This is a genomic window from Serratia nematodiphila DZ0503SBS1 (assembly GCF_000738675.1).
In the GTDB taxonomy this organism is placed as follows: Bacteria; Pseudomonadota; Gammaproteobacteria; order Enterobacterales; family Enterobacteriaceae; genus Serratia; species Serratia nematodiphila.
Map to the genome: position 1 here is coordinate 2,138,003 of NZ_JPUX01000001.1, position 15,350 is coordinate 2,153,352.

Genomic DNA, 15,350 nt, shown 5'->3' on the forward strand with positions numbered 1-15,350 from the left:
TTTTCTTCCGCGTTGCAGCCTGCGACTGTCATGAGGAACATCATGCCCCCTCATGGGCCGGAAGAGCGGGCGGCACCGATTACTTGGTCAGCGCCGGTTTGTTCTGGATATCGGTCAACACGCCTGCGCTGTCGAAGGTCAGCGTCAGCGTTTGCTGGGTGATATCTTCATGGCCAGGCTGCTGACGGAACACATAGAACCACGTCTGAGTCCCGAACGGGTCTTGCAGCATTGGGGTGCCCAATGTGTAAGCGACCTGTTGTTGGGTCATCCCTTTCTGGATTTTCGCCACGTCGGTCGACGTCAGGTAGTTCCCCTGGTTGATGTCAGGACGATAAACCACCTTTTCAAAAGTAGAACAGCCTGCAGTCAGCATCACAAGAACTACAGCGGCGGCAGTCAGCGTTTTACAGCGCATAGTAATCACATTCCTTTAGGGCATAGGATGCCGATGATAATAGACCTTGCGGCAGTTGGAAACCTTTATACCCTTCATCTTTCACGTTGCGACGCATTGGCTTTCCTTTAGCACCTCAAGCGCTTGGCCTTTTTCAGGCTGTTGAGATGGCTTCGGATCACCGCCGCGCCGCACTTTAGATATTTCTCGGGCCAACAGCGTCACTGTCAGACCGCAGGAAAGTGAAAAAGTTGAGCTTTTTTATGCGGCCAGCAGTTCTTTGGCGTTCGCCAACGTATTGCGGGTGACTTCGCTGCCGCCGAGCAGGCGCGCCAGCTCCTGCAGCCGGGCGCGTTTATCCAGCGGCGCCATCTGGGTTTCGGTCACCGTGCCGTCGGTCTGCTTGCTGACGAACAGGTGCTGATGCCCGCATCCGGCCACCTGCGGCAGGTGGGTGACGCACATCACCTGGGTGGATTCGCCGAGCTGGCGCAGCAGGCGGCCGACGATGGCGGCGGTTGGGCCGCTGATGCCCACGTCCACCTCATCGAAGATCAGCGCCGGGGTTTCCATCTTACGGGCGGTGATCACCTGAATGGCCAGCGCGATGCGCGACAGCTCGCCGCCGGAGGCGACTTTCGCCAGTGGCTGCAGCGGTTGCCCCGGGTTGGTGGAGACGCAGAACTCGGTACGGCTGGCCCCTTCGGCGCTCAGATGCTGCGGTTCGAAGCGCACGTCGATGTTGAATTTGCCGTGCGGCATGGAGAGCGCCTGCATGCTGTCGGTGATGAGCGTGGTCAGCTCGGCGGCGTAGTGCAGGCGTTTCTGGTGCAGCTCTTCCGCCAGCGCCAGCGCCTGCTGGTGATGCAGGGTGACCGCTTCGTTCAGGTGTTCATGGTCGCTTTCCTGCTGCGACAGCAGCTGCTGTTCATCCAGTAACTGCTGATGCAGCTGCGGCAGCTCCTCCGGCGCGACCTGATGTTTGCGCGCCAGGCTGATTTGGCGCGACAGGCGTTGTTCCAGCTCGTGCAGGCGGTTGGGATCGAGATCCATGCGATCGGCGTAATGGCGCAGCTCGTCGCTGGCTTCGCTGATCTGGATAGAGGCCTCTTCCAGCATGTCCAGCAGGCCGCTGAGCTTATCGTCCAACCCGGCCAGCTCAAGCAGCAGGTGTTTGGCGCTGTAAAGCTGGCTGAGCATGTTGTTCTCGTCGCTGTCGGCCAGCAGCTGCAACGTTTGCTGGCTGAGGGTCAGCAACTGGCCGCTGTTGGCCAGGCGCTTGTACTCGGCGTCGGTCTGCTCGAACTCGCCGGCCTGCGGCGCGAATTCATTCAGCTCTTTCAATTGGTATTGCAGCAGCTGCTTGCGCGCTTCGCGCTCGATGGACTGCTGCTGATGGTGCGCCAGCTCGCGGCAGCTCTGATGCCAGCGTTGGTAGGCCTGGCTCATCGCCGCCAGCAGAGCGGGTTCGTCGGCGTAGGCGTCGAGCAGCGCTTTCTGGTGCTCCGGCTTGAGCAGCAGTTGATGGGCGTGTTGACCGTGGATTTGAATCAGGCGTTGCCCCAGCTCGCGCAGCTGCGACAGCGGCACGGCGGTGCCGTTGATAAAGCCGCGCGAACGGCCGTCGGCGTTGATCACCCGCCGCAGCAGGCATTCGTTGCTGTCGTCCAGCTGGTTCTGCTCCAGCCATTCGCGCGCGGACGGGGTGTCCGCCAGCGAGAAGCGGGCGCAGATGTCGGCGCGGGCGGCTCCCAGGCGCACCACGTTGCCGTCGGCGCGGTTGCCGAGGCACAGCCCCAGCGCATCGATAGCGATGGATTTGCCGGCGCCGGTTTCACCGGTGATCGCCGTCATGCCCGGTTGAAAATCGATTTCCAACTCACGAACGATAGCAAAGTTGCTGATGGTTAATTGCGCCAGCATGGGAACCTTCCTGTGTATAAACACATAACTGTAGTTTCATACAGTATAAACTGGTTTTATATACAGTAAAGTGGCCGACGTAGATTTTAGAACAATTTTTTCGACCAGCCCAACTTGGTGCTTAACGTGTTGAAATAGCTGTAGTCCTTCGGGTGAATCAGGTTCAGATGGAAGTTGCTGCGGCGGATCAGCACTTCTTCGCCTTCCTGGATCGGCAGCGCGATCTGGCTGTCGCAGCTGATCTCCAGATCGCTGCCGATCTGCGAAAACTTCAGGCGGATGGTGCTGTCGCCGTTGATCACCAGCGGCCGGGCGGAGAGGGTGTGCGGGAACATCGGCACCAGCGCGATCGCCTCCAGCGACGGAGTGAGGATCGGCCCGCCGGCGGAGAGCGAGTAGGCGGTGGAACCGGTCGGGGTGGCGATGATCAGGCCGTCGGAGCGCTGTGAGAAGGCGAAGCGATCGTCGATGTACACCTCGAATTCGATCATGTGCGCCACTTTGCCGGGGTGCAGCACCACCTCGTTGATGGCGGTGCTGATGCGGCACTGCTGGTGCTCTTTATGCACGATGGTTTCCAACAGGAAACGCTGTTCGTCGATGTACTCGCCTTCCAGTACGTCCGCCAGCTGCTGCAGAGCGTTGTCGGGATCGAGATCGGTAAGGAAGCCGAGGTTGCCGCGGTTGACTCCGATCACCTTGATGTCGTAGCGTGCCAGCACGCGCGCGGCGCCGAGCATGTTGCCGTCGCCGCCGACCACCACCGCCAGGTCGGCCCGCTGGCCGATATCCGCCAGGCTGCCGGTCACGGCGTCTTTCAGCCCCAAATCATGGGCGATTTGGCGTTCGACCATCACCGAATAGCCGCGGGCGACCAGCCAGTGGAACAGCATCTCGTGGGTTGCCAGCGCTGAAGGGTGACGCGGGTGGCCAACAATGCCAATACAGGCGAATTTTTTATTCATTTGCTGTGATTTTCCTCACCGGGACCCGTTTATGCCCCACATTGTGACCGGTTGACTTGAAACCCCGGTTTTGATCCCCATAATAAGCCAAGTTGCGAGATTAATGCTAAAACGCGGAGATATTCATGAGTAGTAAAGAACAGAAGACGCCAAACGAGCAAGTCTCGGAAGAAATGGAACAACACGCTCATCACGAGGATACGCTGCCGGAAGCGGCGGAAGGCGTCGATCTGCGCGATGCGCGTATCGCCGAACTGGAAGCCCAACTGGCGGAAGCTCAGCAGCAAGAGCGCGACAGCCTGCTGCGCGCCAAAGCGGAAGCGGAAAACATCCGTCGCCGCGCCGAACTGGACGTTGAGAAAGCGCACAAGTTCGCCCTGGAGAAATTCTCTGGCGATCTGCTGCCGGTGATCGACAACCTGGAGCGCGCGCTGGATCTGGCGGATAAAAACAATCCGGAACTGGCCGCGATGATCGAAGGCATCGAGCTGACGCTGAAATCGCTGCTGGACGTGGTGCGCAAGTACGGCATCGAAATCGTCGGCGACGTCAACGTGCCGTTCAACCCGGAAGTGCATCAGGCGATGAGCATGATGGAATCCGCCGATCACCAGCCGAACCACGTGATGATGGTGATGCAGAAAGGCTATACGCTGAACGGCCGCCTGCTGCGCCCGGCGATGGTCGCGGTCTCCAAGGCCAAGGCGTAATCGCCCCGGCAACGATATAAAGAAAGGCACCCAAGGGTGCCTTTTTTGTCTCTGGGCTACGCCTGCGGCAGACGCGGCATCCAGTCGATCGGCGTGAGCCCTTGCTGCTCCAGCAGCTGATTGGCCTGCGAGAAGTGGCGGCAGCCGAGGAAACCGCGGTGGGCGGAAAGCGGCGACGGGTGTGGCGCTTTCAGCACATGGTGGCGGTTGCGGTCGATAAAGTTGCCTTTCTTCTGCGCGTGCGAGCCCCACAGCAGGAACACCACGCCTTCGCGGTTCTCGTTCAGGGCGGCGATCACTTTATCGGTAAAGGTTTCCCAGCCCAAATTGGCGTGCGAGTGCGCGCGGCCGCCTTCCACCGTCAGCACGGTGTTGAGCAGCAGCACCCCCTGTTCGGCCCAGCTTTGCAGGTAACCATGATCCGGGCGTTCGAAACCGGGAATGTCGGTCGCCAGCTCTTTATACATGTTCACCAGCGACGGCGGCGCCGGCACGCCGGGGCGCACCGAGAAAGAGAGACCGTGCGCCTGATTGGGCCCGTGATACGGATCCTGGCCGAGGATGACGACTTTGACGTCCGCCAGTTCGGTAAAGCGGAACGCGTTGAACACGTCTTTCTGCGGTGGATAAATGGTCTTACCGGCCTGGCGCTCAGCGGCAACAAAGGCGAGCGTTTCAACAAAATAGGGCTGCTCTTTCTCTTTGCCGATCACGTCATGCCAGGTGAGGGAGGTGGCCATAAACGCTCTCCTTTGTTTTCTTTAGCAATTCATGGGCTATAGCTTACCGTGTCGGCTCGCGCAGCGAAACCCGCTTTTCATTTCTCGCCGCCGTTTGTAATGCAATTATTTTTGAAAATTTACAAAAATAATTGTTTTTTAGCGCGACGGGAAAATTGATATAAAACATAAATTTGCCCCTTCATGTCTTGTGCCTACCCGGTAAAAATTGACTTTAATCAAAGAACTGACCCGGTCAGGCTGGTATACAGAACAACAAGACAACAATGGTTTTACCAAATGGCCGAAACCAGAATTGGGTTTTCTCACGATGTGAATTTTTACGCCCTTGTACGGAGGCAACATAATGATTACCGGTATTCAAATTACCAAAGCGAACGACCAGGCGCTGGTGAATTCTTTCTGGCTGCTGGACGATGAAAAAGCGGAAGCTCGCTGCGTGTGCGCCAAGGCCAACTACGCGGAAGATCAGGTTGTCGCAGTCAGCGACCTGGGCCAGATCGAATACCGTGAAGTGCCGCTGGAAATGCAGCCGACCGTGCGTGTGGAAGGCGGTCAGCACCTGAACGTCAACGTGCTGCGCCGTGAAACGCTGGAAGACGCGGTCAAGCATCCGGAAAAATACCCGCAGCTGACCATCCGCGTGTCCGGTTATGCGGTGCGTTTCAATTCCCTGACGCCGGAACAACAGCGCGACGTTATCGCCCGCACCTTTACCGAAAGCCTGTAATCGGCGGCGCAATCGTAGTAATGAGGGAGCTTCGGCTCCCTTTTTTGTGTTTGGCGGCCGAAAACCAAACGTGGATCACAATTTGCACAAAGTTAAGCATTCCTGATACAGAACTCATCCGACCTGCCGATAGCTAAGTCAGTACCTATTCAGGTGCTCAATAAAAAGTCTATCGACAAGGAGTCGGCATGAGTATGCCTTTAAGTTTTACCTCTGCAGTATCCCCGGTGGCCGCGATCCCTACACCTCGCGCCATCGCCGAGACGGCACCGGCGGCGCAGCCCGCAGCCGCGCCGGCAAGTCCCGCGCCGGTGGCCTCCCCCTCTCAGAACACGCTCAATGCGCAGAATCTGTTGAATACGCTGGTCGGCGATCTCTCCGCAGCGGCGCCGACGGCGGCGGCAGTGCCGGGCGTGACCCGGGGGCAGCAATCGCAAGAGGGCGATTATGCGTTGGCGCTGTTGGCCAAGGACGTTTACTCGCTGAACGGCCAGGGCGCCGCCGGGTTCAACCGTCTGAGCGACAACGCACTGCTCGGTTTCGGCATCGATCCCGCCAGCCTGCACGACGCGGGCAGCGGTTTCCAGGCCGGGGTTTACAGCAACGACAAGCAGTATGTGTTGGCGTTCGCCGGCACCAACGACTGGCGCGACTGGCTGAGCAACGTGCGGCAGGCGACGGGTTATGATGATGTGCAGTACAATCAGGCGGTTGCCGCCGCCAAAAGCGCCAAGGCGGCCTTCGGCGATGCGCTGGTGATCGCCGGCCATTCGCTCGGCGGCGGTCTGGCGGCCACGGCGGCGCTGGCGACCGGCACCGTCGCGGTCACCTTCAATGCGGCCGGGGTGTCGGATTACACGCTGAATCGCCTGGGTATCGATCCGGCGGTGGCGAAGAAAGATGCTGAAGCCGGCGGCATTCGTCGTTACAGCGAGCAATATGACATGCTGACCAGCACCCAGGAGTCGACTTCGCTGATCCCGGACGCCATTGGCCACAACATCACCCTGGCCAACAGCGATACCCTGACCGGTATCGATGACTGGCGGCCGAGCAAACATCTCGATCGCAGCCTGACGGCGCACGGCATCGACAAGGTGATAAGCTCGATGGCGGAACAAAAGCCGTGGGAGGCGAAGGCCAATGCCTGAAGGGCGTCGCTTGCGGCGGGCGCTGGCGATAGCCTTACTGGCGCTGGTCGCGGTGATCGGTTTACTGATGATGGCTAAGGAGCAACAGATGGGGCAGGAGATTTCACCGTTTGACGGCTGCAGCAATCTGGCGCTGGCTCAGGCGGTGGCGCGCGGCGATACGCAGGGTATCCATGCGCAGGCTACGCAGGATCGTTTGCGCGAACGGGGCGATCGGCAGGTCACGCTGTTGCAGTGGGCGGTGCTTTCTCAGCAGCCGGCCAGCGTGCAGGCGTTGCTGGATCTCGGCGCCGATGCGGCGGCGGCGGGGCTGGACGGCAACAGTGCGCTGCACACCGCAGCGATATTGCACGATGCGCAGTACCTGCGGTTGCTGCTGGCCAAGGTTAAGCAGGTGAACGTGCGTAATGCCGTTACCGGCGCCACACCGCTTGCGGCGGCGGTACTGGCCGGGCGTGAGGAGCAACTGCGGCTGCTGCTGGCGGCCGGGGCGGACACCACCCTGAGCGATCGGCTGGGGGATACCCCGCTGCATCTGGCGGCGAAGATTAATGCGCCGCATCTGGCGCTGTTGCTGTTGCAGGCTGGGGCCGATGCCCGGGCGCGCAATCAGCAGGGTTTTGCGTTCCAGTTTTATTTCTCGCAAACGCCGGCGCATTTGCAGAATGAAGAGCTGAAGGCGCAGTTCCGCGAACTGGATAAATGGCTGCAGGGGCACCGCCTGGCCACGCATTACGCGCAGCAGTAAACGCCCATAAAAAAACCGCCTGCACAGGCGGTTTTTTCTTGAACAGTGGCGGTTATTGCGCGTCGCCGGCCGGTTTGGCCTTCGCCTGACGGCGTTTGCCGACGTTTTTGGCGTCGCGATGGCGCACTTTCACCTTGTTGGCTTTTTCTTTGCTTTTCGCTTTTTCTTCCGCGCGTTTTGCCAGCACTTTCTTCGACGGTTTACCGTTGCTCTTCTCGTTCGGCACCTTGGTTTTCGGCCGCAGTTCGTCGATCACGCGCGCTTTCAGCGGTTCGTTCAGGTAACGGCCCACTTTGCCCAGCAGCAGATGATCGTGCGCTTCCACCAGCGAAATGGCGGTGCCTTTGCGCCCGGCGCGGCCGGTACGGCCGATGCGGTGCAGGTAGGTATCCGCAGTGCGCGGCATGTCGAAGTTGAATACGTGGGTGATATCGAGGATATCCAGGCCGCGCGCGGCAACGTCGGTGGCCACCAGCACGTTAACCCGGCCATCCATCATGCGTTTGACCGCTTCGTTGCGTTTGGCCTGCACCATTTCGCCTTCGAGATAGCAGGTGTTGATGCCCGCTTCGCGCAGCCAGGTGGCCAGTTCGTGCACGCGCTCGCGCTTGCGCACGAAGATCACCGATTTTTGCACGTCCGGCTGTTTCAGCAGGTGGATCAGCAGCGCGGTTTTGTGCTGCACGTCATCTGCGCGGTAGTACCACTGCAGGATCTTTTTGCGTTCGCGGCGCGACGGGTCGGCTTCCACTTCCACCGGCTCTTTCAGGATGCGCTCGGCGAATTCGCGGATCGCTTCGCCTTCCAGCGTGGCGGAGAACAGCAGCGTTTGGTTGCGCCAGCGGGTTTCGGCGGAGATGGTTTCGATGTCCTGCGCGAAGCCCATGTCAAGCATGCGGTCGGCTTCGTCGAGGATCAGGGTTTCCACCGCGCGGCAGTCGAAGTTCTCTTCTTTAATGTATTGCAGCAAGCGGCCGGTGGTGGCGACCACCACGTCCTGGTTTTCGCTGAACACTTCCGCATGGTTCATGTAAGCGACGCCGCCGGTGATGGTGGCGATATCCAGCGAGGTATGAGCAGCCAATTCACGCGCCTGGTCGGCGACCTGCATCGCCAGCTCGCGCGTTGGCGTCAGGATCAGCACGCGCGGCGGGCCGGATTTCTTGCGTGGAAAGTCCAGCAGGTGCTGCAACACGGGCAGCAGGAAGGCGGCGGTTTTGCCGGTGCCGGTCGGAGCCGAACCTAAGACGTCGCGCCCGTCCATCGCCGGCGGGATCGCAGCGGCCTGGATGGCGGTGGGGCGATCGTAGCCTTTGTCGCGCAGCGCGTCGATCAGGCGATCATCGAGTTCGAGTTCGGAAAAAGTGGTTGCTGTCATGGTCTACCTCTACTTGGGGCGCCGATTATAGACGGGTTGGCCGCGATCTTCACCTATTTAAGCGGAAAGCCGCTCTTTTCCCGCCGATCAGATTGCCTTATGCTACGCCAGTTTTATAGCCAGGTGGTGAGTGTGAGCAAGCGATCGAAAGCCGATTTTACCCCGCGCCGCGGGGGATTTACCTTTAAACAATTCTTTGTCGCCCACGATCGTTGCGCCATGAAAGTGGGCACCGACGGGGTGTTGCTCGGCGCCTGGGCGCCGGTGGGGCAGGCGCGCCGGGTGCTGGACATCGGCAGCGGCAGCGGGCTGATCGCGCTGATGCTGGCGCAGCGCAGCGGCGACGAGGTGACCGTCGACGCGGTGGAACTGGACGAAGCCGCCGCCGGCCAGGCGCGCGAAAACGCGGCGGAATCGCCGTGGTCGCAGCGCATCCGCGTGCATGCGCAGGATATTCACCATTATGCGCAGCAGCATGCCGCTGAGTATGATCTGATCGTCAGCAATCCGCCTTATTTTGAGCCGGCGGTGGCCTGCCGCGATCAGGCGCGCCACAACGCGCGCTACACCGAAACCCTGACGCACGACGCGCTGTTGGCCTGCGCGGCGCAGCTGCTGGTGGAGCAAGGAACGTTTTGCGTGGTGCTGCCGCACGACATCGGCGCCGAATTTGAACGCCTGGCGCAGCAAAGCGGCTGGCACACGGCGGCGAAAGTGAACGTCAGCGATCGGGCCGATACGCCGCGGCACCGGGTGCTGCTGGCGCTGATGCGTAAGGAAACGCCGCTGCGGGAGCAGGCGCTGGCGATCAAACAGGCCGACGGCAGCTATACCGACGATTTCCGCCGGTTGATCGCCGACTTCTATCTGTTTTACTGAAAGGAAAAGGGCGCCGATAAGGCGCCCTGTCGCATGGTTTAAGGCTGCAAAATGGTCGGCTGCGCTTCCGGCAGCAAATCCGGGTAGTCCAGCGTGTAGTGCAGGCCGCGGCTCTCTTTGCGCGCCATGGCGCTGCGCACGATAAGTTCGGCCACCTGCACCAGATTGCGCAGCTCCAGCAGGTTGTTGGAGATGCGGAAGTGAGCGTAGTACTCGTCGATTTCCGCCTGCAGCGTATTGATGCGGCGCAGGGCGCGCTCAAGGCGCTTGGTGGTGCGCACGATGCCGACGTAATCCCACATGAACAGCCGCAGCTCGTGCCAGTTGTGCTGGATCACCACCCGTTCGTCCGCATCGTCCACCCGGCTTTCATCCCAGTGCGGCACCTGTTTGGCCTGCTGGATGAACGGCAGGCGCTGCAGAATGTCTTCCGCCGCCGACCAACCGTAAACCAGGCACTCCAGCAGTGAATTCGACGCCATGCGATTGGCACCGTGCAGGCCGGTGTAGCTGACCTCGCCGATGGCGTACAGCCCGTCGAGATCGGTGCGGCCGTGCTGATCGACCATCACGCCGCCGCAGGTGTAGTGCGCCGCCGGGACGATAGGGATCGGTTGCCGAGTCAGATCGAAGCCCAGCGTCAGCAGCTTTTCGTGGATCATCGGGAAGTGCTGGGTGATGAACGCCGCCGGCTTGTGGCTGATGTCCAGGTACATGCAGTCGGCGCCCAGGCGCTTCATTTCATGGTCGATGGCGCGGGCGACGATATCGCGCGGGGCCAGTTCGCCGCGCGGGTCGAAATCCGGCATAAAGCGGCTGCCGTCCGGGCGCTTCAGGTAAGCCCCTTCGCCGCGCAGCGCTTCGGTCAGCAGGAAGTTGCGCGCCTGCGGGTGGAACAGGCAGGTCGGGTGGAACTGGTTGAACTCCAGGTTGGCGACCCGGCAGCCGGCGCGCCAGGCCATGGCGATGCCGTCGCCGGAGGAGATGTCCGGGTTGGTGGTGTATTGGTATACCTTGGCCGCGCCGCCGGTCGCCAGCACCACCGTTTTGGCGCGGTAGGTTTCCACCCGCTCCAGCTCGCGGTTCCAGACGTAAGCGCCCACCACTCGGCGGGTGCCCGGCAGGCCGATTTTGTTCGAGGTAATAAGGTCAACCGCGTTGCGGCGTTCCATCACGCAAATATTGGGGTGAGCGCTTGCTTTCCCTACCAGCGTGGTCTCTACTTCCTTACCGGTAGCGTCTGCGGCGTGCAGGATGCGGCGATGGCTGTGGCCGCCTTCGCGCGTGAGGTGATAATGCTCCTCGCCCTGCGCGTTGACCTCGGTGTCAAACAGCACGCCCTGATCGATCAGCCATTGCACGCAGTGGCGCGCGTTGCCGGCGATGAATTCGACGGCCTCTTTGTCGCACAGACCGGCGCCGGCAATCAAAGTGTCATCAACGTGTGAGGCAATGCTGTCCGTCTCATCGAACACCGCGGCGATCCCGCCCTGGGCGTAAAAGGTGGCTCCCTCGCTGAGCGGCCCCTTGCTGAGAACGGTAACCTTGCAATGCTGCGCCAGGCGCAGCGCCAGTGACAGGCCCGCAGCGCCGCTGCCGACGATCAGTACATCGCTAACATGTTCAGATGATGGTTGCATAACGTATGATGTGTGCAGAAGAAGAGTGAATTTCATGTTAGCCTAACTGTCCTGGCAAAAGCCACGGATAGGGTGACATCAACAGAAAAAACAATGGCGATATGGAACTTCGTGTTCTATATGAACTCCAAGCGAGTGCTTGCTCAGGAAAATAATGTATGGCTGGCAGTACAATTTTACGCGTGGAGACGGATTTGGGGAGAGTTTACCTCGGATGAGCGAGCAGTTAACGGATCAAGTTCTGGTCGAGCGGGTCCAAAAGGGCGACCAGAAGTCGTTTAACCTACTGGTAGTGCGCTATCAGCATAAGGTGGCGAGTCTCGTTTCCCGCTATGTGCCGCAGGGCGATGTGCCCGATGTGGTGCAGGAGTCGTTTATCAAGGCCTATCGCGCACTGGAATCGTTCCGTGGCGACAGCGCTTTTTATACCTGGTTGTATCGAATCGCCGTGAACACGGCAAAGAATTATCTGGTTGCTCAGGGGCGCCGTCCGCCATCCAGTGATGTGGACGCCAACGATGCGGAAAATTACGAAAGTGCGGGCGCACTGAAAGAAATTTCGAACCCTGAGAACTTAATGTTGTCAGAAGAGCTGAGACAGATAGTTTTCCGTACCATTGAGTCTCTCCCTGAGGATCTTCGCATGGCGATTACCCTGCGGGAGTTGGATGGTCTAAGCTACGAAGAAATAGCCGCCATCATGGATTGCCCGGTCGGAACCGTACGTTCGCGTATTTTCCGCGCCCGGGAAGCTATCGATAATAAAGTTCAACCGCTGATCCAGCGTTAGCAATGGCGGGCACAGGAAGGGTACTTAGGCATGCAGAAAGAAAAGCTTTCCGCTCTGATGGATGGTGAATCGTTCGACAGCGAGCTGTTGAGTTCTCTGTCGCAAGATCGAACGCTTCAACAAAGCTGGCAGAGCTATCACCTGATACGTGACACACTGCGAGGTGATGTCGGACAAGTGATGCATCTCGACATCGCCGATCGCGTCGCCGCTGCACTTGAGAAAGAACCCGCCCGGCTGGTGCCTTCCGCCGTTCAGGAATCTCAGCCGCAGCCTCACACCTGGCAGAAAATGCCGTTCTGGGACAAAGTGCGTCCTTGGGCGAGCCAGATTACGCAAATCGGCATGGCGGCCTGCGTGTCGCTGGCGGTGATCGTCGGCGTGCAGCACTACAACCAGCCTTCTGCGACATCGAACGCGTCCGAATCGCCGGCCTTCACCACGCTGCCGATCATGGGGCAGGCCTCGCCGGTCAGCCTGGGCGTTCCTGCCGACAGTTTCTCCACCGGCAGCGGCCAACAGCAGCAGGTGCAGGAACAGCGCAAGCGTATCAACGCCATGCTGCAGGACTATGAACTGCAACGTCGCCTGCATTCGGATCAGCTGCAGCTTGAGCAAGGCAACCCGCAACAGGCTGCCATTCAGGTTCCCGGAACTCAGTCTTTAGGAATGCAACAGCAGTAATGAAGCAAATCTGGTTCTCCGTTTGTTTATTGACGGGCAGCCTGCTCTATTCCAGCATCGCCCCGGCGCAGCCAACTGCGTCCGGGGCGTTATTGCAACAGATGAGCAGCGCCAGCCGTTCTCTCAATTACGAGCTCGCCTACATCAGCGTCAGCAAGCAGGGAATCGAGTCGTTGCGCTATCGCCATGCGGTGATCGGCAACGTGCCGCTCGGCCAGCTGCTGCATATGGATGGCCCGCGCCGCGAAGTGTTGCAGCGCGGCGGCGGGATCAGCTACTTCGAACCCGGTCTGGAGCCGTTCACGCTCACTGGCGATCACATCGTCGATGCGCTGCCGGCGATCGTTTATGCCGATTTCACCCGTCTGGCGAAGTATTACGACTTCATCTCCGTGGGCAGCACCCGCATCGCCGATCGGCCGTGTGAAGTGCTGCGCGTGGTGGCGCGCGACGGTTCCCGCTACAGCTACATCGTCTGGATGGACGAAGACACCAAGCTGCCGCTGCGGGTGGATCTGCTCGATCGCGACGGCGAAACGCTGGAGCAATATCGGGTGATCTCCTTTGCGGTCGGCGCCGAGGTGCAGGGCGCGATGCAGGGGCTGCTCAAGGCCAACCTGCCGCCGCTGCTGTCGCTGCCGGCGGTGGAAAACGTCCAGCTCAGCTGGAGCACCGGCTGGCTGCCGGCCGGCGTGGACGAGGTGGCGCGCAATCGCCGCAAATTGCCGAACGTCGCCGTGCCGGTGGAATCCCGGCTCTACAGCGACGGCCTGTTCAGCTTCTCGGTCAACGTCAGCCCGGCGGGCAGCGGCGCCGGGCAGCAGTACTACCGTCAGGGGCGCCGCACCATTCAGACCGAAGTGCGCGCGGGCAACGAAATCACGATTGTGGGCGAATTGCCGCCGGCGACGGCCAAGCGCATCGCCGACAGCATTTCTTTCAAGGTATCGCCGTAATGATGAAAGAGTGGGCCACGGTGGTTTCGTGGCAACAGGGCGTAGCGCTGCTGCGCTGTGAACCCAAGGCCGGCTGCGGCAGCTGCACTGCGCGCTCCGGCTGTGGCGCGCGTGCGCTGAACGAGCTGGTGCCGGAAACCGAGCATCAGCTGCAGGTACATATCGATCAGCCGCTCGAACCGGGGCAGCGCGTCGAGGTCGGCATCGCGGAAGGCAGCCTGCTGCGCTCCGCCATGCTGGTTTACCTGACGCCGCTGCTGGGTATGATGCTGGGCGGCGCGTTGCTGCAATATTGTTTCGGCAGCGACGCCTCGGCGGCAGTTGGCGCCGTGTTGGGCGGCGGTGCGGCCTTTATGCTGGCTCGCCGCTTGGCCCGACGTCTGGGCGAGCAGGCGGATTACCAGCCGGTGGTGCTGCAAATTGGGTTGCCGCCTACCGCGATGCGCATGCAGGCGGAAAACTCCCCGCTGATTTAAACCGATGGCCGCGTCATCGCCGGGTTGTGATAGGCGGGGATGCGGTTGTGGATCATATGCTCCAACAGCGCGATGAATAGATCGGCGCTGAGCAGCGAATCGTAGTTAATCGCGAACAGCACATTTCCCTGGCCGTCGAATAAGCGGATGCCGCGCTGCGGATGATTTTCCAACGCGCGGATCTGTTCGATAGGCACGTTTCCCCGTTCCGTCGTCAGCAGGGTGGCGCTCAGCCGCAGCGTTTCGGTCGGCGTGCCTTGCTGCTTGCCGAGCAGCAACTGCCACAGCCAGCGCGCGTCGCCCTCTATGGTGTGAAACGATACCGTTCCCCCCTGATAGAGCGCATTCAGCGCCAGCGGCCCGCGCTGCTGCAGCTGTTGGTCGACGATCACGTCCGCCAATCGCCACGAGTGGGCGACGTTGCTGAAAACCGTGCACCAGGGCTGATCTGCACCGGCGCGGAACGCCGTAACGTCAAACAGCCCGCCAAAAGCCTGGCCGCCGCGAAAACGATAGATGTCGCCGATCTTCTCAAACGGGATAAAACGCTCTTTGTGATGGTGGCTGTCAAAGACCCGCACGCCGTGCTCGTACAGACGATAGGTCAGCGTCGGACGCAGATAATGCCGCAGCGCCAGCAGCGTACAGCCGAGTAAAATCGTGCCCGCGCCGGCTTGCAACAGCGTGATGACCTGGCTCTCGTCAATGCTGCTCAGCAGCGGCAGCACCAACAGCGCTGCCCCCACGCTAAACAGCAGCGCCGCCGCCGCCAGTATGCCCCAGTTGACCTTTGAAAAATCGTGCCGGCTCAGCATTTGCCCTTTATCGATCATAATGCACCTTCCAATCAACGTACGCAGATATGCTGGTGAACCCCGGTGGGCTGCCGATGTAGTGCCCTGAATAATGTTTTGTCGCGGAGCTCATGCCCTTTCTATCCGAGGGACGGTGGTGGCGTATATGGGGTTTTTCCTAAAGGAAGTGGGGCAAAATGGAATTCTAAGAGGTTGATCCAAATATTCTTTTTTTATAATTTCGGAGAGGGTTTATTGCGCTGTGGCCGGTTATGTATTAGCGCCGAAGTTTGACGGCCACGAAGCACCGGCAAGCCTTGGGTTCAGGCCGCATCGTCCGCGTTAACATCTGTTTTCACCCGCCGGGGCGCCCTGTAACATTTAGCGGC

16 protein-coding genes are annotated in these 15,350 nt (G+C 60.2%); 9 read left to right on the forward strand and 7 right to left on the reverse strand.

The features are described from left to right. Positions 1-79: 79 nt before the first annotated feature. The 3 genes from bamE to nadK all read right to left on the reverse strand — a co-directional run bounded on the left by bamE (position 80) and on the right by nadK (position 3,285). A complete protein-coding gene (gene bamE, locus JL05_RS09805) occupies positions 80-418 on the reverse strand; it encodes an outer membrane protein assembly factor BamE (RefSeq protein WP_004929101.1) in 339 nt (112 codons plus the stop codon). Positions 419-658: 240 nt separating this feature from the next. Continuing rightward, positions 659-2,320, reverse strand: a complete 1,662-nt coding sequence (gene recN, locus JL05_RS09810) for a DNA repair protein RecN (protein ID WP_004929104.1) — start codon at positions 2,318-2,320, stop codon at positions 659-661. An 86-nt stretch (positions 2,321-2,406) separates the two neighbouring features. Next, a complete protein-coding gene (gene nadK, locus JL05_RS09815) occupies positions 2,407-3,285 on the reverse strand; it encodes an NAD(+) kinase (RefSeq protein ID WP_004929107.1) in 879 nt (292 codons plus the stop codon). A 125-nt stretch (positions 3,286-3,410) separates the two neighbouring features. On the opposite strand from nadK, the gene grpE reads away from it, so the two are divergent. After that, a complete protein-coding gene (gene grpE / locus JL05_RS09820) occupies positions 3,411-3,995 on the forward strand; it encodes a nucleotide exchange factor GrpE (protein WP_016929801.1) in 585 nt (194 codons plus the stop codon). Between the two features lie 56 nt (positions 3,996-4,051). Here grpE and ung read toward each other — a convergent pair whose 3' ends face one another. Continuing rightward, complete coding sequence (gene ung / locus JL05_RS09825; RefSeq protein ID WP_004929112.1) at positions 4,052-4,735, reverse strand: uracil-DNA glycosylase; 684 nt, start codon at positions 4,733-4,735, stop codon at positions 4,052-4,054. Between the two features lie 346 nt (positions 4,736-5,081). Here ung and grcA point away from each other — a divergent pair, with 346 nt between their 5' ends. The 3 genes from grcA (at position 5,082) to JL05_RS09840 (ending at position 7,364) form a co-directional block, all read left to right on the forward strand. Next, entirely contained in the window at positions 5,082-5,465 is a 384-nt protein-coding gene (gene grcA / locus JL05_RS09830) for an autonomous glycyl radical cofactor GrcA (RefSeq protein WP_004929114.1), read from the forward strand. 188 nt (positions 5,466-5,653) lie between these two features. Then, positions 5,654-6,616, forward strand: a complete 963-nt coding sequence (locus JL05_RS09835; RefSeq protein ID WP_033632303.1) for a Tle-like phospholipase domain-containing protein — start codon at positions 5,654-5,656, stop codon at positions 6,614-6,616. Beyond that, positions 6,609-7,364, forward strand: a complete 756-nt coding sequence (locus JL05_RS09840; protein ID WP_033632304.1) for an ankyrin repeat domain-containing protein — start codon at positions 6,609-6,611, stop codon at positions 7,362-7,364. Before JL05_RS09835 ends, JL05_RS09840 begins: the two co-directional genes overlap by 8 nt. A gap of 52 nt (positions 7,365-7,416) precedes the next feature. On the opposite strand, the gene srmB is transcribed toward JL05_RS09840, so the two are convergent. Next, entirely contained in the window at positions 7,417-8,742 is a 1,326-nt protein-coding gene (gene srmB / locus JL05_RS09845; protein WP_015378813.1) for an ATP-dependent RNA helicase SrmB, read from the reverse strand. Between the two features lie 132 nt (positions 8,743-8,874). Here srmB and trmN point away from each other — a divergent pair, with 132 nt between their 5' ends. Continuing rightward, positions 8,875-9,621, forward strand: coding sequence for a tRNA(1)(Val) (adenine(37)-N(6))-methyltransferase TrmN (gene trmN / locus JL05_RS09850; RefSeq protein ID WP_172402677.1), 747 nt, complete (start codon positions 8,875-8,877; stop codon positions 9,619-9,621). 38 nt (positions 9,622-9,659) lie between these two features. Here the strand turns inward: trmN and nadB are convergent, their stop codons facing one another. Continuing rightward, entirely contained in the window at positions 9,660-11,261 is a 1,602-nt protein-coding gene (gene nadB / locus JL05_RS09855) for an L-aspartate oxidase (RefSeq protein ID WP_172402678.1), read from the reverse strand. A 214-nt stretch (positions 11,262-11,475) separates the two neighbouring features. Between nadB and rpoE the strand changes: the two genes are divergently transcribed. The 4 genes from rpoE to rseC are packed head-to-tail and all read left to right on the forward strand — an operon-like array spanning position 11,476 to position 14,167. Continuing rightward, entirely contained in the window at positions 11,476-12,051 is a 576-nt protein-coding gene (rpoE, locus tag JL05_RS09860) for an RNA polymerase sigma factor RpoE (RefSeq protein ID WP_004929136.1), read from the forward strand. A 30-nt stretch (positions 12,052-12,081) separates the two neighbouring features. Next, positions 12,082-12,735, forward strand: coding sequence for an anti-sigma-E factor RseA (rseA, locus tag JL05_RS09865; RefSeq protein ID WP_015378809.1), 654 nt, complete (start codon positions 12,082-12,084; stop codon positions 12,733-12,735). Beyond that, on the forward strand, positions 12,735-13,691 hold the full coding sequence (gene rseB / locus JL05_RS09870) for a sigma-E factor regulatory protein RseB (RefSeq protein WP_004929141.1): 957 nt from the start codon (positions 12,735-12,737) through the stop codon (positions 13,689-13,691). The genes rseA and rseB overlap by 1 nt, the downstream gene beginning before the upstream one ends. Continuing rightward, positions 13,691-14,167: a SoxR-reducing system protein RseC gene (gene rseC / locus JL05_RS09875; RefSeq protein ID WP_033632307.1), complete on the forward strand. Its 477-nt coding sequence runs from the start codon at positions 13,691-13,693 to the stop codon at positions 14,165-14,167. Before rseB ends, rseC begins: the two co-directional genes overlap by 1 nt. On the opposite strand, the gene JL05_RS09880 is transcribed toward rseC, so the two are convergent. Further along, the gene (locus JL05_RS09880; protein ID WP_015378807.1) at positions 14,164-15,000 is read right to left on the reverse strand and encodes a hypothetical protein; all 837 of its coding nucleotides are present in this window, start codon (positions 14,998-15,000) and stop codon (positions 14,164-14,166) included. The genes rseC and JL05_RS09880 overlap by 4 nt on opposite strands. Positions 15,001-15,350 lie beyond the last annotated feature (350 nt).